The organism is Pseudomonas sp. 05L36 (assembly GCF_056398125.1).
In genome coordinates this window covers 64792-84166 of sequence record NZ_JBFTOU010000013.1, presented here as the reverse complement: position 1 = coordinate 84166, position 19375 = coordinate 64792, and the positions used below count along the sequence as shown (strand labels likewise).

The 19375-nt window shown below is 59.1% G+C and carries 21 protein-coding genes and 1 other RNA gene; 7 read left to right on the top strand and 15 right to left on the bottom strand.

Features of this window, described 5'->3' with window-relative positions:
• Window positions 1-34 precede the first annotated feature (34 nt).
• Window positions 35-388, bottom strand: an RNA gene (gene rnpB / locus AC1DKH_RS15805) — RNase P RNA component class A.
• 75 nt (window positions 389-463) lie between these two features.
• Window positions 464-1369: a 16S rRNA (cytidine(1402)-2'-O)-methyltransferase gene (gene rsmI / locus AC1DKH_RS15800; RefSeq protein WP_162130270.1), complete on the bottom strand. Its 906-nt coding sequence runs from the start codon at window positions 1367-1369 to the stop codon at window positions 464-466.
• 177 nt (window positions 1370-1546) lie between these two features.
• On the opposite strand from rsmI, the gene AC1DKH_RS15795 reads away from it, so the two are divergent.
• From AC1DKH_RS15795 to AC1DKH_RS15780, 4 genes are all read left to right on the top strand, one after another.
• Window positions 1547-3358 (top strand): penicillin-binding protein activator, encoded by a 1812-nt coding sequence (locus AC1DKH_RS15795; protein WP_477798616.1) that lies wholly within the window; start codon window positions 1547-1549, stop codon window positions 3356-3358.
• Complete coding sequence (locus AC1DKH_RS15790) at window positions 3358-3720, top strand: YraN family protein (protein WP_008045939.1); 363 nt, start codon at window positions 3358-3360, stop codon at window positions 3718-3720. Before AC1DKH_RS15795 ends, AC1DKH_RS15790 begins: the two co-directional genes overlap by 1 nt.
• Window positions 3721-3824: 104 nt before the next feature.
• On the top strand, window positions 3825-4418 hold the full coding sequence (locus AC1DKH_RS15785) for a phosphoheptose isomerase (RefSeq protein ID WP_477753048.1): 594 nt from the start codon (window positions 3825-3827) through the stop codon (window positions 4416-4418).
• Entirely contained in the window at window positions 4415-4993 is a 579-nt protein-coding gene (locus tag AC1DKH_RS15780; protein WP_477753047.1) for a BON domain-containing protein, read from the top strand. Before AC1DKH_RS15785 ends, AC1DKH_RS15780 begins: the two co-directional genes overlap by 4 nt.
• A 160-nt stretch (window positions 4994-5153) precedes the next feature.
• On the opposite strand, the gene AC1DKH_RS15775 is transcribed toward AC1DKH_RS15780, so the two are convergent.
• The 7 genes from AC1DKH_RS15775 to rplM all read right to left on the bottom strand — a co-directional run bounded on the left by AC1DKH_RS15775 (window position 5154) and on the right by rplM (window position 10041).
• The gene (locus AC1DKH_RS15775; RefSeq protein WP_007998247.1) at window positions 5154-5567 is read right to left on the bottom strand and encodes a ClpXP protease specificity-enhancing factor; all 414 of its coding nucleotides are present in this window, start codon (window positions 5565-5567) and stop codon (window positions 5154-5156) included.
• Window positions 5568-5583: 16 nt separating this feature from the next.
• On the bottom strand, window positions 5584-6201 hold the full coding sequence (locus AC1DKH_RS15770) for a glutathione S-transferase N-terminal domain-containing protein (protein WP_060539471.1): 618 nt from the start codon (window positions 6199-6201) through the stop codon (window positions 5584-5586).
• A 150-nt stretch (window positions 6202-6351) separates the two neighbouring features.
• Window positions 6352-7134 carry a cytochrome c1 gene (locus AC1DKH_RS15765; protein WP_477753046.1) on the bottom strand — a complete coding sequence of 261 codons (783 nt, stop codon included), beginning with the start codon at window positions 7132-7134 and terminating at the stop codon, window positions 6352-6354.
• On the bottom strand, window positions 7134-8345 hold the full coding sequence (locus AC1DKH_RS15760; protein WP_310053977.1) for a cytochrome b: 1212 nt from the start codon (window positions 8343-8345) through the stop codon (window positions 7134-7136). The genes AC1DKH_RS15765 and AC1DKH_RS15760 overlap by 1 nt, the downstream gene beginning before the upstream one ends.
• On the bottom strand, window positions 8345-8938 hold the full coding sequence (gene petA, locus AC1DKH_RS15755) for a ubiquinol-cytochrome c reductase iron-sulfur subunit (protein WP_477760572.1): 594 nt from the start codon (window positions 8936-8938) through the stop codon (window positions 8345-8347). The genes AC1DKH_RS15760 and petA overlap by 1 nt, the downstream gene beginning before the upstream one ends.
• Window positions 8939-9205: 267 nt before the next feature.
• On the bottom strand, window positions 9206-9598 hold the full coding sequence (gene rpsI, locus AC1DKH_RS15750) for a 30S ribosomal protein S9 (protein WP_003228056.1): 393 nt from the start codon (window positions 9596-9598) through the stop codon (window positions 9206-9208).
• A 14-nt stretch (window positions 9599-9612) separates the two neighbouring features.
• Window positions 9613-10041: a 50S ribosomal protein L13 gene (gene rplM, locus AC1DKH_RS15745; protein WP_007917032.1), complete on the bottom strand. Its 429-nt coding sequence runs from the start codon at window positions 10039-10041 to the stop codon at window positions 9613-9615.
• A 245-nt stretch (window positions 10042-10286) separates the two neighbouring features.
• Between rplM and AC1DKH_RS15740 the strand changes: the two genes are divergently transcribed.
• On the top strand, window positions 10287-11327 hold the full coding sequence (locus AC1DKH_RS15740) for an NADP(H)-dependent aldo-keto reductase (RefSeq protein ID WP_477798615.1): 1041 nt from the start codon (window positions 10287-10289) through the stop codon (window positions 11325-11327).
• A gap of 103 nt (window positions 11328-11430) precedes the next feature.
• Here the strand turns inward: AC1DKH_RS15740 and AC1DKH_RS15735 are convergent, their stop codons facing one another.
• Window positions 11431-12567: an acyl-CoA dehydrogenase family protein gene (locus AC1DKH_RS15735; protein ID WP_046041911.1), complete on the bottom strand. Its 1137-nt coding sequence runs from the start codon at window positions 12565-12567 to the stop codon at window positions 11431-11433.
• Window positions 12568-12788: 221 nt separating this feature from the next.
• Between AC1DKH_RS15735 and AC1DKH_RS15730 the strand changes: the two genes are divergently transcribed.
• On the top strand, window positions 12789-13709 hold the full coding sequence (locus AC1DKH_RS15730) for a GlxA family transcriptional regulator (protein WP_477753065.1): 921 nt from the start codon (window positions 12789-12791) through the stop codon (window positions 13707-13709).
• Window positions 13710-13842: 133 nt separating this feature from the next.
• Here AC1DKH_RS15730 and zapE read toward each other — a convergent pair whose 3' ends face one another.
• The 3 genes from zapE to AC1DKH_RS15715 form a co-directional block, all read right to left on the bottom strand.
• A complete protein-coding gene (gene zapE, locus AC1DKH_RS15725; RefSeq protein ID WP_095943473.1) occupies window positions 13843-14937 on the bottom strand; it encodes a cell division protein ZapE in 1095 nt (364 codons plus the stop codon).
• A 90-nt stretch (window positions 14938-15027) separates the two neighbouring features.
• A complete protein-coding gene (locus AC1DKH_RS15720; RefSeq protein WP_477753042.1) occupies window positions 15028-16383 on the bottom strand; it encodes a tryptophan--tRNA ligase in 1356 nt (451 codons plus the stop codon).
• Window positions 16384-16407: 24 nt separating this feature from the next.
• On the bottom strand, window positions 16408-17037 hold the full coding sequence (locus AC1DKH_RS15715) for an alpha/beta hydrolase (protein WP_477760570.1): 630 nt from the start codon (window positions 17035-17037) through the stop codon (window positions 16408-16410).
• 144 nt (window positions 17038-17181) lie between these two features.
• Here AC1DKH_RS15715 and AC1DKH_RS15710 point away from each other — a divergent pair, with 144 nt between their 5' ends.
• On the top strand, window positions 17182-17616 hold the full coding sequence (locus AC1DKH_RS15710) for a Z-ring associated ZapG family protein (RefSeq protein ID WP_007989833.1): 435 nt from the start codon (window positions 17182-17184) through the stop codon (window positions 17614-17616).
• 260 nt (window positions 17617-17876) lie between these two features.
• Here AC1DKH_RS15710 and AC1DKH_RS15705 read toward each other — a convergent pair whose 3' ends face one another.
• A complete protein-coding gene (locus tag AC1DKH_RS15705; protein WP_477798614.1) occupies window positions 17877-18617 on the bottom strand; it encodes a YiaD family glycine zipper/OmpA-like lipoprotein in 741 nt (246 codons plus the stop codon).
• Between the two features lie 103 nt (window positions 18618-18720).
• Complete coding sequence (locus tag AC1DKH_RS15700) at window positions 18721-19362, bottom strand: MBL fold metallo-hydrolase (RefSeq protein ID WP_108215462.1); 642 nt, start codon at window positions 19360-19362, stop codon at window positions 18721-18723.
• Window positions 19363-19375 lie beyond the last annotated feature (13 nt).

The following is a 19375-nucleotide window of genomic DNA, read 5'->3' as shown; positions in this document are numbered from 1 at the left end:
CCTGCTCAATGATTCAAGCAGAGGAAAGAAAAAGGTGGAGAGTCGATCTGTAAGCCGGGTTCTGTCTTGAACAGTCATTCGTCTACGATGGCCATCACTGGACATCTTTAGCAACCTACCCGGTCCCAGCGCGGGCCACGCCTTGGGACCCTATTTGGTCTTGCTCCAAGTGGGGTTTACCTAGCCACGAACTGTTGCCAGACGTGCGGTGCGCTCTTACCGCACCTTTTCACCCTTACCGGCGCCGAAGCGCTTAGGCGGTTATTTTCTGTGGCACTTTCCGTAGGCTCACGCCTCCCAGGCATTACCTGGCACTTCGCCCTATGGAGCCCGGACTTTCCTCCCCCCCCTAATTTTCATAGAGGGCAGCGACTGTCCGATCGACTCTCCGCCGCGAAGGTTACCGGCACAGCGCCCGAAGAACAAGCGCCAAGCGCCATTGAGCACGCCTGTGCGTCGGGTTTTACTCGCCCTTCTGCTGATCCAGCGCGATCTGGTACAGCACATTCTTTCGTTCGCCGGTGATTTGCGCCGCCAAAGCCGCCGCTCGCTTGAGCGGCATTTCTTCGAGCAACAGGTTGAGGATGCGCATCGCCTCACTGCTGACGGCGCCCTCCTCCTCGGGCGCAGACCAGCCCGCCACCAGCACCACGCACTCGCCGCGCTGCTGATTGCTGTCCGACTCGACAAACTCGCGCAGCTCAGCCAGCGGCAGCCCCTTGAGAGTCTCAAACGTCTTGGTCAGCTCACGGGCAAGCAGCGCCGGGCGCTCGGGACCGAACACCAGTTCCATGTCTTGCAGGCACTCCAGGATGCGATGTGGGGCCTCATAGAAGATCAAGGTGCGAGGTTCTTCCTTTACCTGTTCGAGACGCGCACGCCGCCCCACCGCCTTGGCCGGCAGAAAACCTTCGAAAATGAATCGATCGGAAGGCAGCCCTGCTGCCGACAGCGCGGCAATCAACGCGCAGGCACCCGGAACCGGCACCACATTGATGCCCGCCGCCCGGGCCTGCCGCACCAGGTGATAGCCCGGATCGGAAATCAGCGGCGTCCCGGCATCCGAGATCAACGCCACGTTGTCACCGGCAAGCAGGCGAGTGATAAAGCGGCTACCTTCATCCCGCTCGTTGTGCTCATGGCAGGCCGCCAATGGCGTCGAGATGCCGAAGTGCTGCATCAAACGCTGGGAATGACGGGTGTCTTCCGCGGCGATCAAGGCCACTTCACGGAGAATCTTCAGCGCCCGCGCACTGATGTCATCCAGGTTGCCGATGGGCGTCGCCACCACATAAAGCGAGCCAGCAGCGGAATTCAAAGCACCTGGAGCAGTCAAAGCGCACACCTCATGATCGGTAAAAGTCGCCATTGTAGCGCGTAGCGAGGTTCACGATACGCGCAACCAATGGAGGTCTCGGCGACTGTTTGTGCGCTGGCGCAACATTTACACCAGCTAAATTGATCGATTCACACCAGTAACATCGCGCCCCGGCCAGTGCTTGGGTACAATTCCACGCTAATTTGATCGAGTATCAGGAACGCTTACATGATCGCTTGCCTGCGGCTGTTATCTGCCCTCTGCCTCGCTGCCTTGCTGGCGGCTTGCGCCAGCTCGCCCTCCTCCAGCCTTGGCGAACTTCCACGGACACCGGATGCCAGTATCGAGCAACTGCTTGAGAAGGCCTCCCAAAGCAAATCACCGGAAGATGCCGCCCTGCTGCGCTTGAGCGCTGCCGACCTGGCCTATCGCCAGGGCAATGCCGGCCAGTCCGCGCAAATCCTGCAACAGGTTCCGATCGAACAGCTCAAGCCGGGCCCACAGGTTTTCGCCAGCACCCTGGCGGCTGAACTGGCCATGACCCGCAACCAGCCCAAGGCCGCGCTGACGGCCTTGAGCCATCCGAGCATGCAACGCTTGAGCGAACTGCCCATCGAACAACAGGTCCGCACCGGCACCGTTCACGCCCGTGCACTTGAAGCCGATGGCCAGACCCTCGCCGCCGCTCGCGAGCGCATTTTCATCGCCCCGATGCTAAAAGGTGAGGCCGCGAGCAAAAACCACGAAGCCATCTGGACCCTGATCGCTTCGCTGCCGACCGAGCAATTGCAACCGAACACCACCGACGATCTCGGCGGCTGGATGGCCCTCGCGCTGGCCGTGAAATCCGCCGGCACCCTGGAGCAGCAACAAGCCGCCATCGACAAATGGCGCGCGCAGAACCCGAAACACCCGGCAGCCATTCAATTGCCGCAGCCACTGACCCAACTCAAGGAACTGGCCAGCCAGCCCCTGAGCAAGATCGCCCTGCTGCTGCCTCAGGACGGCCCGCTGGCCTCGGTCGGCAAGGCACTGCGCGACGGCTTCATGGCTGCTCACTACCAGGCACAACAGGCCGGGCAGAAACCACCCGCCATCGAGTTCTATGACAGCTCGCGCCTGACCTCCATGGACGAGTTCTACCGCAAGGCCCAGGCCGATGGCGTGCAACTGGTCGTCGGCCCACTGGAGAAGCCGCTGGTCAAACAGCTGAGCGCTCGCCCGCAATTGCCGATCACCACACTGGCACTGAATTACAGCGAGGGCGATCAAGGCCCGGCGCAGTTGTTCCAGTTCGGTCTTGCCGCTGAAGACGAAGCCCGCGAAGTGTCGCGCCGCGCTCGCGCCGACGGCCTGCATCGCGCAGCCATCATGGTGCCGAAAGGTGAATGGGGCGACCGCGTGCTCAAGGCATTCAGCCAGGATTGGCAAGCTAATGGCGGCACCATCGTCGCCACCGAACGCGTCGATCAGCCGGTCCAGTTGGCCCAGCAGATTGCCGACATGTTCCAGCTGCGCCAGAGCGAAGGTCGCGCCAAGAGCCTGCAAAGCACCGTTGGCTCGCAAGTAGCTGCCCAGCCATCGCGCCGCCAGGATATCGAGTTCATTTTCCTCGCCGCAACACCACAACAGGCCCAGCAGATCAAACCGACCCTGAACTTCCAGTACGCAGGCGATGTTCCGGTCTACGCCACCTCCCACGTGTTCAGCGCCAGCGGTGACGTCAACCAGTACAACGACATGAATGGCATCCGCTTCTGCGAAACGCCATGGCTGCTGGAGGCCAACGATCCACTGCGCCGCCAGGTCACCGCCCAGTGGCCACAAGCCGCCGGCAGCCTGGGGCGCCTGTATGCCATGGGTGTGGACGCTTATCGCCTGGCGCCACGCCTGGGCCAGCTCAAGTCACTGCCAGACAGCCGCATCGACGGTGAATCGGGCAGCCTTGGCATGTCTCAGAGCCAGCGGGTCGTGCGCCAGTTGCCATGGGCCCAGTTCGCCAATGGCCAGGTCCAGCGCCTGCCGGACACCGCTCGCTGATGCCCGACAGGTCACGCCAGCAAAGCGGCAAGGATGCCGAGCGCCATGCGCTCGAGCATCTTCAACAACAGGGTCTGCGCCTGCTGGCGCAGAACTGGTTGTGTAAACGCGGCGAGCTTGATCTGGTCATGCTAGATGGCGATACAGTAGTATTCGTTGAGGTCCGCTACAGAAAAAACACTCAATGGGGTGGCGCGCTCGATAGCATCGATGAGCGCAAACGGCAAAAACTGATTTTCGCCGCGCAATATTTTCTTCAGCGCGAGCCGCGCTGGGCCAATTCCCCTTGCCGCTTCGACGTGATTGCCATCGACAGCAACCTCGATCAATTGAACTGGCTACAGAATGCCTTCGACGGCTGATCGCCGGCATTGCGAACCGGACACTATCACCCAACACTTTTGCTCTTTGCTTTGCGGGCTGCACATTCACGTGCCGAACAGCCGCGCCACTTAAGGTCACACAGATGGACATGCAATCCCGAATTCGCCAGCTTTTTCAGGCCAGTATCGACACCAAGCAACAGGCGATGGAAGTACTTGCACCGCACATCGAGCAAGCCAGCCAGGTCATGGTCAACGCCCTGCTCAACGAAGGCAAAATGCTTTCCTGTGGTAACGGCGGCTCTGCCGGCGACGCCCAGCACTTCTCGTCCGAGCTGCTCAATCGCTTTGAGCGCGAGCGCCCGAGCCTGCCAGCCATCGCCTTGACGACCGACAGCTCGACGATCACCTCGATCGCCAATGACTACAGCTACAACGAAATCTTCTCCAAGCAGATCCGCGCACTCGGCCAACCGGGCGATGTGTTGCTGGCTATCTCCACCAGCGGTAACTCGGCCAACATAATTCAAGCGATCCAGGCCGCACATGATCGCGAAATGATTGTCGTAGCATTGACCGGTCGTGATGGCGGCGGCATGGCGTCACTGCTATTGCCCGAGGACGTCGAGATTCGCGTACCGGCCAACGTCACTGCACGCATTCAGGAAGTCCACCTGCTGGCGATCCATTGCCTTTGCGATTTGATCGACAGCCAAATATTCGGGAGTGAAGAATGACCCCTAATCGCCTGGGCCTTCTGGCCTTGACCCTGTGCCTCGGCATCAGTGGCTGCACCTCGGTGGTGACTGCCAGCCGTGAAGCACCGATTGAAGATGACCGCGGCACCCGCACACTGGGCAGCAAGATCGACGACTCCCTGATCGACACCAAGGTTGGCGTGAACGTCGCCAAGGCCGACCCAGCCCTGGATAAGGACTCGCACATCGTCGTCACCAGCTTCAACGGCGTCGTGCTGCTCGCCGGGCAAACGCCACGCGCAGACCTCAAGGCCAAGGCCGAACAGGCCGCCGCCGCGGTCCAGCGCGTGAAGCAGGTGCACAACGAGCTGCAGGTCCTGCCACCCTCCAGCTTCCTGGCCCGTCAGAACGACACCTGGCTGACCTCCAAGATCAAAGCCCAGATGCTCGCCGACGCCAACATCCCCGGTTCGCGCATCAAGATCGTCACTGAAAACGGCATTGTCTACATGCTGGGCCTGCTGACCAAACAGGAAGCTGCGCAGGCGACCAACCTGGTGCAAGGCGTTTCCGGCGTACAGAAGATTGTGAAGCTGTTTGAGTACATCGACTGATCTGCACACCGCTTACCTATCTGCACGCGGTGTAGGAGCTGCCGAAGGCTGCGATCTTTTGATCTTAAAAAGCCAAATCAAAAGATCGCAGCCTTCGGCAGCTCCTACCCGTTTGAAGGTGGTGAATAAAAAAGGCGATCCGTTCGGATCGCCTTTTTTATTACTTCACCACCTTCAAACTGGGTCGACCGCTTGGACGCGGCGGCTCGCTGTCGGGTGGTGGAAGATCGTCATCGGGCTCGATCTCGTCATCCTCGCCCATCGGCGATTCCAGATCGAACACCATGCCTTGGCCATTCTCCCGGGCGTAGATACCCAGGATCGAAGCAATTGGCACGTACAAGGTGTGCGGCACGCCACCAAAGCGCCCCTCGAAACTGACCGCCTCGTTGTCCATGTGCAGATGACGCACAGCCTGTGGCGACACATTCAGGACAATTTGTCCGTCACTGGCAAAACCCTGAGGCACCTGGACCGACGGATACTCGGAATTGACCAGCATGTGCGGGGTGCAATCGTTGTCCACAATCCACTCGTAGAGCGCGCGGACCAGATAAGGTCGACTGGAGTTCATAGCGGCTCCTTAAGCCTTAGCGCATATCGCGTTCGACACCAGACAGACTCGCCTGGAAAGCCTCACGCGCAAACGAGCGCTCCATGTAATCAAGCAGCGGCTTGGCAGGCCGCGGCAGTTCTATACCCAAAATCGGCAATCGCCAGAGTATTGGCAGTAGGCAGCAGTCCACCAGACTTTGTTCCTCACTGAGGAAAAACGGCTTGTCGGCAAACAGTGGCGACACACCCGTCAGGCTTTCGCGCAACTCTTTCCGAGCCACGGCACGGGCCGCCTCCTTGGTCCGCGAATCCAGAATCAGATCCACCAGGCCACACCAGTCACGCTGAATACGATGAATCAGCAGACGACTGTTGGCACGCGCCACAGGATAAACCGGCAGCAAGGGCGGGTGCGGGTAACGCTCATCCAGATATTCCATCACCACAGTCGACTCCCACAACGCCAGGTCGCGATCGACCAGGGTGGGCAAGCTGCCGTAAGGGTTCACCTCAATCAGTTTAGGTGGCTGACGCCCAGCTTCCACGTAAATGATCTCGGCGCTGACACCCTTCTCTGCCAGTACGATGCGCACTCGGTGGGAATAGTGGTCGGCGGGGTCGGAGTAACAGGCCAACCGATTGGTCACGCCCATGGCGATCCTCCTCGCTTGTAGAAATTATCGAACGCGGAAAAACGAGCGCGCCCAGAGGACGCCTCCCGTAACGACTGGATAACCAGGCTCGCTACATCTTCAGAGGCGCCCTTGGGCGCGCGCGATTAACAGCAATAGCTTGAAGCTTTATCAGTGCACGTCTTTCCAGTATTCGCGCTTGAGCAGGTAAGCGAAGACGAAGAAGAACGCCAGGTACAACAATACGTACGTACCGATGCGCTGATGTTGCAGCTTAACCGGGTTAGCCGAGTAAGCCAGGAAGGTTACCAGATTCTTGACCTTCTCATCGAACTGCTCTTCAGTCAGAGCACCGCTTTTCGGCACGATGGTCAGTTGATCGCATGCTTCATGAGTCAATGGCGTACCGGTCAGCGGATCAAATTGCTTTTTGCCGCCTTCGACGATCTGAACCTGTTTGCAACCAACCACCTGGCGACCTTGCAGGCCGGCCAGGACGTTTGGCATGCCCACGTTCGGGAAGACCTTGTTGTTCACACCCCATGGACGCGACGGATCTTCGTAGAACGACTTCAGGTAACCGTAGAGCCAGTCGGTACCGCGAACACGAGCAACCAGGGTCAGGTCCGGCGGAGCGGCGCCAAACCAGGCCTTGGCGTCCGCTGGCTGCATGCCGATGCTCATGTGGTCGCCGATCTTGGCGCCAGTGAACATCAGCTTCTCCAGCATCAACTCATGGGGAATGCCCAGGTCGTCGGCAACTCGCTCATAGCGTTGGAACTTGGCACTGTGGCAACCCATGCAGTAGTTGGCGAACGTACGTGCACCATCCTGCATGGCTGCTTTGTCGGAAACGTCAACGTCGACTTTTTCCAGCTCGGGGCCACCGTGCTCAGCTGCGAAAGCGAACACTGGCAACGCAGCAAGCATCAATACAGCAAATAGTTTTTTCATCAGCCAGTCACCCTTTCCGGAACCGGTTTGGTCTTCTCGAGCCGGGTGTAGAACGGCATCAGAATGAAGTAGGCGAAGTACAGGAAGGTACATACCTGCGACAGCAACGTACGCTCAGGGGTTGGCGCCAATACGCCCAGCACACCCAGAATCACGAACGCGATGCAGAACACCCAGAGCCAGATCTTGCTCAGCCAGCCTTTGTAGCGCATCGACTTGACCGGACTGCGGTCGAGCCATGGCAGGACGAACAGCACAGCAATGGCCGCGCCCATGGCGATCACACCGAAGAGCTTGTCCGGAATCGCGCGCAAGATGGCGTAGAACGGGGTGAAGTACCAGACCGGAGCAATGTGCTCTGGGGTCTTGAAGGCGTTCGCCACTTCAAAGTTCGGCTTTTCGAGGAAGTAACCGCCCATTTCCGGGAAGAAGAACACGATCGAGCAGAAGATGAACAGGAACACCACCACACCGACGATATCTTTCACGGTGTAGTACGGGTGGAAGGCAATGCCATCCAGCGGTATGCCGTTTTCGTCCTTGTGTTTCTTGATGTCCACGCCGTCCGGGTTGTTCGAACCGACTTCGTGCAACGCCAGGATGTGCAGCACCACCAGACCCAGGATAACGATCGGCAGGGCAACCACGTGCAAGGCGAAGAAGCGGTTCAGGGTAATACCGGAAATCAGGTAGTCACCACGAATCCACTGGGTCAGGTCGTTACCGATGACCGGGATCGCACCGAACAGCGAGATGATCACCTGGGCACCCCAGTAGGACATCTGCCCCCACGGCAGCAGGTAACCCATGAAGGCTTCGGCCATCAGCGCCAGGTAGATCAGCATGCCGAAGACCCACACCAGCTCACGCGGTTTCTGGTACGAACCGTAGAGCAGGCCACGGAACATGTGCAGATAGACCACGATAAAGAACGCAGAGGCGCCGGTGGAGTGCAGCAGACGCAGGATCGAGCCGTACTCGACGTCGCGCATGATGTATTCGACGGAGGCAAACGCCTCTTCCGCCGACGGGTTATAGCTCATGGTCAGCCAGACGCCGGTAACGATCTGATTGACCAGAACGAGCAGCGCCAGGGAGCCAAAGAAATAGAAGAAGTTGAAGTTCTTCGGAGCGTAATACTTGCTGAGATGGTCTTCCCACATCTTGGTTGCGGGAAAGCGTGCATCAACCCAATCCATGAATTTGCTCATCACGCCTTCTCCGTATCGACGCCAATGACAATGATGTCGTCGGTCTCATAGGAATGCGGGGGAACTGGCAGGTTCAAAGGCGCAGGTTGCGACTTGTAGACGCGACCAGCCAGATCGTAGTGGGAACCGTGGCAAGGGCAGAAATAACCGCCTACCCAGTCTTTCCCCAGATCCGCAGGTGCCACTTCGGGACGGAAGGTCGGCGAGCAACCCAGGTGCGTGCAGATACCGATCAGCAGCAGAACCTCAGGTTTGATCGAACGGGTTTCCGGATCAACGTAAGTCGGTTGTGTCGAGTTCTTGGAGGTCGGGTCAACAAGCTGGCCCTCGATCTTCTTCAGATTCCCCAGGATTTCCGGCGTACGGCGGACGATGAACACCGGCTGGCCGCGCCACTCAGCAATCATCTGCTGGCCTGGCTCGACTTTGCTGACATTCACTTTCACCGGTGCACCTGCGGCTTTCGCCTTGGCACTGGGAAACCATGACCCCACGAACGGGACCGCAGCCCCCACCGCTCCTGCAGCACCCACCACGGATGTGGCTGCTACCAAGAAGCGACGCCGGCCTGCATTCACGCCGTCATTGCTCATTCAGTCCTCTCCATCAGCTTTGTGGCCTGTTAAATCAGGCGTCTACTAAGTAAATCTATGTACTTATAAAAATTTTGCCGAATGGTAATGAAAAGCCCCAATTCTGACAAGGTAATTACCGGAGCCCATCATCCCCAAGCCTTGTAGTATAGGGCGCCTGCGGATGTGGCAAGTTGTCACAGCGCAATTCTTTGATAAATCGCAGACACAAAAAAACGCCCAGCTCCGTGAGGAAACTGGGCGTTCTTTTTTGAACGTGAAAGCGAATTAACGCTTCGAGTACTGCGGACGCTTACGCGCCTTACGCAGACCGACTTTCTTACGTTCAACTTCACGAGCATCGCGGGTTACGAAGCCGGCTTTACGCAGGGCGCTGCGCAGAGTCTCGTCGTAGTCCATCAGAGCGCGAGTGATGCCGTGGCGGATTGCGCCAGCTTGACCACTTACACCACCGCCGATCACGGTGACGTAGATGTCGAACTTCTCGACAGTCTCAGTCAATTCCAGCGGCTGACGAACTACCATGCGGGCAGTTTCGCGGCCGAAGAAATTATCCAGCGAACGGTTGTTGATGGAGATGTTACCAGTACCCGGACGCAGGAAAACGCGTGCGGTTGCGGTCTTGCGACGGCCAGTGCCGTAATTTTGAGTCGCCGACATAATGTACTATTCCGTTAAAACTTCAGTTCTTGGGGCTGCTGAGCAGTATGTGGGTGTGCAGCGCCCGCATAGACTTTCAGCTTACGGTACATGTCGCGACCCAGCGGGTTCTTAGGCAGCATGCCTTTGACCGCGGTCTCGATCACGCGCTCAGGGGCCTTGGCGATCAGCTTTTCAAAGTTGATCGACTTGATGCCGCCCGGGAAACCGGAGTGGGAGTAGTACATTTTGTCAGTGGTTTTAGCACCGGTAACACGGATCTGCTCAGCGTTGATTACGACGATGTAGTCGCCGGTGTCAACGTGAGGAGTGTACTCAGGCTTGTGCTTGCCACGCAGACGGCTCGCGATTTCGGTGGCCAGACGACCCAGGGTCTGACCAGCAGCGTCGACGACAAACCAGTCGCGCTTTACTGTTTCCGGTTTAGCAGTAAAAGTTTTCATTCTTTATAGCCTCAGGGGCCGCCCTGTAAATTAGACGGCGGATCTTACTGAATAGTGCGTACTTTGACAAGTCAAAGGCAGCCGGATACAGACGCTTTCGGGGGCTCGGGTCGGCGCGTCCGTTCAACGGCAAGATTCTTCGGCGGCGGCGCATCACTTCCACTGCAGAAAGAGGTGCGCAATTATGCAGATTGCGAAAAATAATTCAACCTGCTTTTATGATTGTTTTGCCCAAGGAGCACCCGATGGACTATCGCCAGCTAGGCCGAACCAATCTGAACGTGAGTGCCCTCTGCCTCGGAACCATGACCTGGGGCGAGCAAAACAGCGAGGCAGACGCCTTCGCCCAGATCGAGCGGGCCAAGAGCGCCGGAATCAACTTCATCGACACCGCCGAGATGTACCCGGTGCCACCCAAGGCTGAAACCTACGCCACCACCGAACGCTACATCGGCAATTACTTCAAGAGCCGCGGCGACCGCGCCGACTGGATCCTGGCCAGCAAGATCGCCGGCCCCGGCAACACTATCGACTACATCCGCGATAAAAACCTGCGCCACAATCGCCAACACATTACTGAAGCGGTTGATGCCAGCCTCAAGCGCCTGCAAACCGACTACATCGACCTGTACCAGTTGCACTGGCCGGAGCGCAGCACCAACTTCTTCGGTCAACTCGGCTACAAGCACAAGATCGAGGCCAACCTGACCCCGCTGGAGGACACCCTCGAAGCGCTGGACGAGCAGGTCCGCGCCGGCAAGATCCGCCACATCGGCCTGTCCAACGAGACGCCATGGGGCACCATGCGCTTTCTGGCCCTGGCCGAAGCCCGAGGCTGGCCGCGTGCCGTGTCGATCCAGAACCCGTTCAATCTGCTCAACCGCTGCTTTGAAGTCGGCCTGGCGGAAATCGCCATCCGCGAGCAGTGCGGCCTGCTCGCCTATTCGCCGCTGGCGTTCGGCTTCCTTTCAGGCAAGTACGAAGGTGGCGCCCGCCCGCCAAAAGGTCGCCTGAGCCTCTACAGCCGCTTCAGCCGCTATTTCAACGCGCAGTCGCAAGCTGCCTGCAGCCGTTACGTGGCCCTGGCTCGCGAGCACGGCCTGGACCCGGCGCAAATGGCCCTGGCATTCGTGACGCAGCAGCCGTTCGTGACCAGTAACATCATTGGCGCGACCACGATGGAGCAACTGGAGAGCAACATCGCCAGTTTCGACTTGAAACTGTCGGAGGAAGTGCTGGAAGGGATCGAGGCGATTCACAAGGATCATCCGAATCCTGCTCCATAACCCCCACTTGTAGGAGCGAGCTTGCTCGCGAAAAACCTGAGCACACCGTTGGGTGTCAGGTTTTCAACGTTATCGTTGACGACCATCGCGAGCAAGCTCGCTCCTACAATGACCTGGCGATGATCTCCTTCATGATCTCGTTCGTCCCGGCATAGATCCGCTGCACCCGCGCATCCGCCCATGCCCGCGCGATCGGGTACTCCCACATGAACCCGTAACCACCGTGCAACTGCACACACTCGTCGAGCACCTTGCATTGCAGGTCGGTGCCCCAGTACTTGGCCATCGCCGCCGTCGGCACGTCGAGCTTGCCTTGCAGGTGCAGTTCCAGGCAGCGGTCGACAAAAACCCGGCCGATCTGGATTTCCGTGGCCATCTCCGCCAGTTTGAACCGGGTATTCTGGAAATCCGCGATCGACTTGCCGAACGCCTTGCGCTCGCGGGTGTAGTCCAGCGTCCATTGCAGCGCCGCTTCAGCTGAAGCCAGCCCGCCAATGGCCACCGTCAGGCGCTCTTGGGGCAATTCCTGCATCAGGTAGGCAAAGCCCATCCCGGCCTGGCCCAGCAGGTTCTCCTTGGGTACACGCACGTCCTGGAAGAACAGCTCCGAGGTGTCCTGGGCTTTCATCCCGACCTTTTCCAGGCGCTTGCCCTTGTCGAAGCCTGGCGTATTGGCTTCCACCAGAAACAAACTGGTGCCCTTCGCGCCGGCCTTCGGATCGGTCTTGGCGACGACGATCACCAGATCGGCCAGGTAGCCGTTGGTGATAAAAGTCTTGGAGCCGTTGATCACATACTCATCGCCATCGAGCACGGCCGTGGTTTTCACCCCTTGCAGATCGGAACCGGCGCCCGGTTCAGTCATGGCGATCGCGGTAACCATCTCACCGGACACCAGCTTCGGCAGGTATTTGTGCTTCAGCGCTTCACTGCCGTAATGCAGGATGTACGGCGCCACGATGTCCGAATGCAGGGAAAAACCGATGCCGGTCAGGCCAAGTCGCCCCACTTCTTCGATCACCACCGCACTGTAGAGAAAGTCCGCCCCCAGACCGCCGTACTCCTCCGGCAAGTGTGAGCACAGCATCCCCGCCTCCCCTGCCTTGTTCCACAGTTTGCGGTCGATATAGCCCTGTTTTTCCCATTGCCCATGGAACGGCACCGCCTCTTTTTCGAGGAACGTTCGCACGCTGTCGCGGAAAAGCTCGTGCTCGGAACTGAACAGGGTTCTGGGGATCATGCGGCACCTTTTCTTTGTTTTTAGAAGGAGTTGACCTTCAGAGACTATGCCTCGCTTCCGATACAGGACACTGGACACATCCGACAAAAAATAAGACGATCCAGCCGTCTGGTGACCACTTCCCCCTATAAAAATAAAGTTGAATTATGTCTAACCAAGCCTCCACGCCCCTGCGGCGCGTCAGCATCCTGGCCATTGACCGGGTTTTCGCTTCCACCCTCATGCAAGCCAAGGATTTCTTCCACCTCGCCAGCCTGCGCTACGGCAAACAGCTGGGCCATGGCCTGACACCGGCGTTCGAAACCCGCCTGGTCAGCCCCGATGGCAAACCGGTCAACACCTTCAGCGATGTGCTGATTCCAGTGGATGGCGGGCTGGAAAACGCCGACATCATCGTTCTTCCCGCGTTCTGGGACGATTTCGACAGTCTCTGCAAACGTTACCCGCAAGTCCTGCCCTGGTTGCGCCAGCAACATGCGCGCGGTGCCGTACTGTGCGGCGAGGCCACCGGTGTTTTCTGGCTGGCCGAAGCCGGGCTGCTCAATGGCAAGGAAGCGACCACCTACTGGCGCTTCTTCAATGCCTTCGCCGAACGCTTCCCCCAGGTCCAGCTCAATCAGGACAAGCACCTGACCGACGCCGATAACCTGTACTGCGCCGGCGGCACCACCTCGGCGTGCGATTTGTACATCTACCTGATCGAGCGCTTCTGCGGCGCCAATGTGTCCCAGGCCGTAGCGCGGGACATTCTGTATGAGGTGCAACGCAGCTACGCGCCTGGACGCATCGGGTTTGGTGGCCAGAAGCTGCACCAGGACGTGATCATCCTGCAGATCCAGCACTGGCTCGAAGAACACTTCGCCGACAAGTTCCGCTTCGAAGACGTCGCCCGCGAACACGGCATGAGCATCCGCAACTTCATGCGCCGCTTCCAGACCGCCACCGGCGACAAGCCACTGCATTACCTGCAACGCCTGCGCATCGAAACCGCCAAGGGCTTGCTGTCCGGCAGCCGCAAGAGCATCAAGACCATCAGTTACGAAGTCGGCTACGACGATGCGAGCTTCTTTGCACGGCTGTTCCGCCAACACACGGAGTTGTCGCCAAACCAATATCGGCAGCAGTTTCAGCAGGCAGCTTAAAAGATCGCAGGCTTCGCCAGCTCCTACAGAATGGTGTGTACCTGTAGGAGCTGGCGAAGCCTGCGATCTTTTGATCTTCGGCGCACAAAAAAAGGCCTGCAATCGCAGGCCTTTTTTTATTTCCAGAATCGTCCTACGGCTTGTGCGCCCGGGCCAGGAATTCGTGGGATTGCATTTCCAGCAGACGACTCAAGGTACGCTGGAACTCGAAGTTCAGGCGGCCACCCGTGTACAGGTCTTTAAGCTCGACTTCAGCAGAAATGATCAGCTTTACGTTACGGTCGTAGAACTCGTCGACCATGTTGATGAAGCGTCGGGCGATGTCGTCGGTGGTGACGCTCATCTGCTCGACATCGCTGAGCAACACGGCGTGGAAGATCTTGCCCAGCTCGATGTAGTCGTTCTGGCTGCGTGGGCCGTCGCATAGTTCGCGGAAGTTGAACCAGGCCACGTCATCGCAGGTGCGCAGGGCACGGATTTCACGGTTCTCGATCATCAGCACGTCATTTTCGACCGCCGCCGTGCATTCCGGTGTCAGCGCACGGAAGCTCTTGCGCAGGCTTTCGTTGGCGGCTTCGTCGAGTGGATAGTGGAACAGCTCGGCTTGTTCGAGGTGACGCAGACGATAGTCGACGCCGCTGTCGACGTTGACGATCTCGGTGTTCTGCTTGATCAGCGCAATGGCCGGCAGGAAGCGCGCGCGCTGCAGGCCGTCCTTGTACAGGCCGTCCGGCACGATGTTCGAGGTGGCGACCAGGGTCACACCGTTCTTGAACAGTTCTTCCATCAGCGTGCCGAGGATCATGGCGTCGGTGATGTCGGAGACGAAGAATTCATCGAAGCAGATGACCCGGGCTTCGGTGGCGAAGCGCTTGGCAATGATGGTCAGCGGGTTTTTCTCGCCGCCCAGGGTCTTCATCTCTTCGTGCACGCGCTTCATGAAGCGGTGGAAGTGCGTACGGGTCTTTTCCTTGAAGGGCAACGCTTCGAAGAAGGTGTCCACCAGGTAAGTCTTGCCGCGACCTACGCCGCCCCAGAAATACAGGCCCTTGACCGGGGTCTGATCCTTCTTGCCAAACAACTTGCCCAGCAGGCCCGGCTTGTTTTGCTCGGCCGCGACCAGATCGTCGTACAGGCGCTGCAAATGACGCACGGCGGTTTCCTGCGCGGCGTCATGGAAGAATTCCGGGCGTTTCAGATCAGCTTGATATCGTTCTAGGGGCGTCATAATTCGTTAGCAAGGCAACAAAAACGGGCCGACACTGTAGCGACGGCCCGCAGGAATGGCAATCGGCCCTTGGTCGGGCCGAGCCGTTGATTATTCCTGAATCGGCGTCAGGGCAATGCGCAAGGCCTCGATAGCCGCGTCGCGTGCGGCGCTGTCGGCGAAGGTCGGGCTGTCGGCAACGCATTGACCTTCGAGCCAGACGCTGAAGCCCAGATCTTCACTGCGCACGTCCAGATCCTGGCCCGCTTGCAGTTGCTTGGTCACCTGCCCCGCGGTTTTACCGTCGGCGAAGTTGCGCGACAGCAGCAGTTGTTCGCCATCGGCCGCCAGCAGACGGAAGCGGAAACTGCCGTCGTCTTCACGGAAGCTGACAAACCGCGCAGCCTTCACGACTTTCTTCTTGGTGGTCGCAGCCACTTGAGTCTGGGCAACGAAGGAGCGCAGGCCTACCGCTTCACGCAGTTCGTTGAGGAAGGGTGTCGCCACCGCGCGGGCCTTTTTCGCGCCGTGTTGCAGGATGTCTTCCAGATCCGCCGGGCGCTCGATCAACAGGTTATAACGCTCGCGGGACTCGCCCAATTCGTTGTCCAGTAGCTGGAACAGACGACTCTTCGCCTCGCCCCAACCCAGACCCTGCAACAGTTCGCTGCGGAACTCGTCGGACTGCGCCGGGGTGGCGAACGCCTGGAACAAGGTGAACAGGTGTGAATTGTCCGGATCCTTGGCTTCGCCCGGCGCGCGGGAGTCGGTGACGATCCGTGAAATCGCATCCTTCATTTCTTTGGCGCTGCTGAACAGCGGAATGGTGTTGTCGTAGCTCTTCGACATCTTGCGGCCATCCAGGCCCGGCAAGGTGGCGACGCTCTCTTCGATCAACGCCTCGGGCATGGTGAAGAACTCTTTGCCCTGGCCAAACAGATGGTTGAAGCGCTGACCGATGTCCCGCGCCATTTCCACGTGCTGGATCTGGTCACGACCGACCGGCACCTTGTGCGCATTGAACATCAGGATGTCCGCGGCCATCAGCACCGGGTAGCTGTACAGGCCCATGGTGATGCCGGCGTCCGGGTCTTCACCGGTCTCGACGTTCTTGTCCACCGAAGCCTTGTAGGCGTGGGCGCGATTGAGCAGGCCCTTGGCGGCAACGCAGGTCAGCAGCCAGGTCAGTTCGGGGATTTCCGGGATGTCGGACTGGCGGTAGAAGGTCACGCGATCGACATCCAGGCCACCGGCCAGCCAGGTCGCGGCGATTTCCAGACGCGAGCGCTGGATGCGCAGCGGGTCATCGCACTTGATCAGGGCGTGGTAGTCGGCCAGGAAGTAGAACGAATCTGCATTGCTGTCACGGCTGGCGACGATCGCCGGGCGGATGGCGCCAGCGTAGTTGCCCAGGTGCGGCGTGCCGGTGGTGGTGATGCCGGTGAGGATACGGGTACGAGTCGTCATGGGTAATCGCTTGTCAGACTGCAATCAATTCGAGAGACGCGGCAGGATCAGATCCTTGAGATCGGTCAGCTTGCCATGAAAAAAGTGTCCGCATTCTGCCACTTTCAGCAGCTCATGGGGGCGTTCGAGCTTATCGGACCATTCGTAAACCAGCTGCGGATCGATCACTTCATCGGTTTCCGGCTGGATCAGGGTCAGTTCGCCCTGCTGTGGCAGTGGGTCCTGAGCGCCGAGGCGCATGACTGCCGGCGCGACCATGAACAGGTGCTCGACCTGCTCACCCTTGGCCTCAAGGCGTCCGCCGAGACTTGCGGCAACAAAACCGCCGAAGGAGAAACCGAACAGGGTCAGCGGCAATTGCGGGTGTCTGGCGCGAAACCATTCGGCGACAGCCTGGGCATCATCGACTTCACCGGTGCCCATGTCGTGGGAGCCTTCGCTGGCGCCGACGCCACGGTAGTTGAAGCGCAGGGTGATCAAGCCTGCATCGCGCGCAGTGCGCTGCAGGGTCGAGACCACTTTGTTGAGCATGGTGCCGCCCTGCACCGGATTCGGATGGCAGATCAGTGCCAGGCCGCGAGGCTGCTCATTATCCAGATAAAGAGCTTCCAGTTGGCCAACAGGGCCATCAATCACTACAGGGGTTTCACGCATAAGCAAGGAAGGAACTCCGTGACCTCGAATCGGGTCGACTCGTCTAGCAAATTGTCTGTGGCTGTCTATTGCGAGTGAATCGCGGTATACAGCGCAGGTTCGAGCCGTTAACGTAAAGCAAAGCCGTTTATAGAGGAAGGACTCGTGGAACACTCGCTCTTAGTTTGGTTGTTACCGACTCTTGCCCTGGTTGTGGGTGTCGCCATTGGGTTCCTGATCGCCCGCGTTGCACCGAACGCCGCGCCGAGCCGCACGCAGCGTCAGCTGGACGATATTCAGGAACGTTTCGACAGTTATCAGAACGAGGTGGTGACCCACTTCAACAGCACCGCGACACTGGTCAAGAAACTGACTCAGAGCTATCAGGAAGTGCAGGACCATCTCGCCGAGGGCGCCAACCGCCTGGCCCTGGACGAACAGACTCGCCAACGCCTGCTGGCCTCCCTGCACGCCGATGCAGCTCAGGCTCCACGGGAGCGCCTGACGCCGCCACGCAATCAGGAACCGCCTCGCGACTACGCACCGAAAGCCCCGAACGCGCCGGGCATGCTCGATGAGCATTACGGCCTGAAGAAGTAAGCAGGCCCGCACGCAAAAGCCCCCGGACAGGTAATTGTCCGGGGGCTTTTTTGTTTCTGATCCTGTATCTCTGCTGCCCACACTGGCCTCTTCGCGGGCAAGCCCGCTCCCACAGTTTCCGAGGTCGACCCAGAACCCTGTGGGAGCGAGCTTGCTCCGGGCGGCGTTCCGACGATGGGACCGGAACTGATGACAAAAAAAACCGCCCGATCTGTAGAGGATCGGGCGGGCCTTTTTACGCCTGGGGTTCAATCAGACGATCAAGGGTACTGCTGAACCTGACCTTGTTGCTGGGCACCATACTGCTGGCCCGGAATCGCCTTGAGGTTAACCTCGACACGGCGGTTCTGCGCACGGCCATTGACGTCAGCGTTGCTGGCAACCGGGCCATCCGGGCCGGCACCGCGAGCGCTCAGGTTGGCACCGCCGACACCTTGCGAGGTCAGGTAGGTTGCCACGCTCTGGGCACGACGCTGGGACAGGTCCATGTTGTGCTGGCGGCTGCCGGTGCTGTCGGTATAGCCGACGATCTCGATCTGGTTCTGGTTGAACTCTTTCAGCGAGCCCGCCAGGTTGTTCAACGGCTGATAGAAACCTGGGGCAATGTTCGCCGAATCGGTAGCGAACGTGATGTTGCCCGGCATGATCAGCTTGATCTGGTCGCCCTGGCGCTGTACTTCAACACCGGTGTTGGCCATGCTGGCGCGCAGCTTTTTCTCTTGCTGGTCGGCGTAGTAGCCGTAGCCGGCGGCGGAAGCACCGACCACTGCGGCACCGATCAGCGCGCCCTTGCCACGGTTATCGTGGTTGATCGCAGCACCGGCCAGCGCACCGGCCAGAGCGCCGAGGCCACCGTATTTCGCGGTCTTGCTCATGCCTTCGGAGCCGCTATCCGCCTGGCCCTGGGCCTGGCCTTGACCACCGTAAGGGTTAGGCGAGGCGCAACCGGACAAAACGGCCACAGCCGTAGCGACAATAATCAAACGACGCGTGGTGAACATGTAAAGCTCCTACTTTTTTGCATTCTGTGGTGCAACGGGCCAAGGCATCAGCCTTTGCGGGCGTTGGATCATGTTAATGGGTAAAAATTCCGAATGTTACAAATCAGCCCCGAACAAAGGGGTTCTCGCGCATTTCGTCGCCCAGACGGGTATCCGGACCATGCCCGGTCACCACCGTCGCCTCTTCGTCGAGGGTGTACAAACGCTGCTTTATCGAACGCACGATGGTGGCCTGGTCGCCCCCCCACAAATCCGTGCGCCCGACGCCGCGACGAAACAGCGTATCACCGGCAATCAGCAACTTGGCCTCTGAAAACCAGAAGCTCATGGAGCCTGGCGTATGACCCGGCGTGTGCAGCGCCACGCCACATCCGCAGGCCAGTTCTTCATCATCGGCCAGCCAGCGATCCGGGGACGGCACCGGGGTATAAGGAACGCCGAACATCTGGCACTGCATTTCCAGGTTGTCCCACAGAAACTGGTCTTCCTTGTGCAGATGCAGCGTCGCGCCGGTTTTCTCCTTGAGTTGACCGGAAGCCAGGAAATGATCGAGGTGCGCATGGGTGTGAATGATGCTGACCACTTTCAGCCCCAGGGCATCGAGACGCGCCAGGATCAGTTCATGATTGCCACCCGGATCGACGACGATGGCCTTTTTCGTCACCGGATCGCCGATGATCGTGCAGTTGCACTGCAAAGGACCGACGGGGAAGGTTTCGCGGATGAGGGTGGGTTGCTGGGACATCGGGGCCTGCTCG

Coding starts and splice junctions, on each gene's coding strand:
- AC1DKH_RS15740 (WP_477798615.1), top strand. CDS start 10,287: ATGGACTATCGCCAGCTAGGCCGAACCAATCTGAACGTGAGTGCCCTC.
- AC1DKH_RS15770 (WP_060539471.1), bottom strand. CDS start 6,201: ATGGGCGTGACCAATCGGTTGGCCTGTTACTCCGACCCCGCCGACCAC.
- petA (WP_477760572.1), bottom strand. CDS start 8,938: ATGAGCAATGACGGCGTGAATGCAGGCCGGCGTCGCTTCTTGGTAGCA.
- AC1DKH_RS15795 (WP_477798616.1), top strand. CDS start 1,547: ATGATCGCTTGCCTGCGGCTGTTATCTGCCCTCTGCCTCGCTGCCTTG.
- AC1DKH_RS15785 (WP_477753048.1), top strand. CDS start 3,825: ATGGACATGCAATCCCGAATTCGCCAGCTTTTTCAGGCCAGTATCGAC.
- AC1DKH_RS15715 (WP_477760570.1), bottom strand. CDS start 17,037: ATGCGTGAAACCCCTGTAGTGATTGATGGCCCTGTTGGCCAACTGGAA.
- AC1DKH_RS15735 (WP_046041911.1), bottom strand. CDS start 12,567: ATGATCCCCAGAACCCTGTTCAGTTCCGAGCACGAGCTTTTCCGCGAC.
- AC1DKH_RS15765 (WP_477753046.1), bottom strand. CDS start 7,134: ATGAAAAAACTATTTGCTGTATTGATGCTTGCTGCGTTGCCAGTGTTC.
- AC1DKH_RS15720 (WP_477753042.1), bottom strand. CDS start 16,383: ATGACGACTCGTACCCGTATCCTCACCGGCATCACCACCACCGGCACG.
- AC1DKH_RS15705 (WP_477798614.1), bottom strand. CDS start 18,617: ATGTTCACCACGCGTCGTTTGATTATTGTCGCTACGGCTGTGGCCGTT.
- rplM (WP_007917032.1), bottom strand. CDS start 10,041: ATGAAAACTTTTACTGCTAAACCGGAAACAGTAAAGCGCGACTGGTTT.
- zapE (WP_095943473.1), bottom strand. CDS start 14,937: ATGACGCCCCTAGAACGATATCAAGCTGATCTGAAACGCCCGGAATTC.
- AC1DKH_RS15760 (WP_310053977.1), bottom strand. CDS start 8,345: ATGAGCAAATTCATGGATTGGGTTGATGCACGCTTTCCCGCAACCAAG.
- AC1DKH_RS15780 (WP_477753047.1), top strand. CDS start 4,415: ATGACCCCTAATCGCCTGGGCCTTCTGGCCTTGACCCTGTGCCTCGGC.
- AC1DKH_RS15730 (WP_477753065.1), top strand. CDS start 12,789: ATGCAAGCCAAGGATTTCTTCCACCTCGCCAGCCTGCGCTACGGCAAA.
- AC1DKH_RS15775 (WP_007998247.1), bottom strand. CDS start 5,567: ATGAACTCCAGTCGACCTTATCTGGTCCGCGCGCTCTACGAGTGGATT.
- AC1DKH_RS15790 (WP_008045939.1), top strand. CDS start 3,358: ATGCCCGACAGGTCACGCCAGCAAAGCGGCAAGGATGCCGAGCGCCAT.
- rpsI (WP_003228056.1), bottom strand. CDS start 9,598: ATGTCGGCGACTCAAAATTACGGCACTGGCCGTCGCAAGACCGCAACC.
- AC1DKH_RS15700 (WP_108215462.1), bottom strand. CDS start 19,362: ATGTCCCAGCAACCCACCCTCATCCGCGAAACCTTCCCCGTCGGTCCT.
- rsmI (WP_162130270.1), bottom strand. CDS start 1,369: ATGGCGACTTTTACCGATCATGAGGTGTGCGCTTTGACTGCTCCAGGT.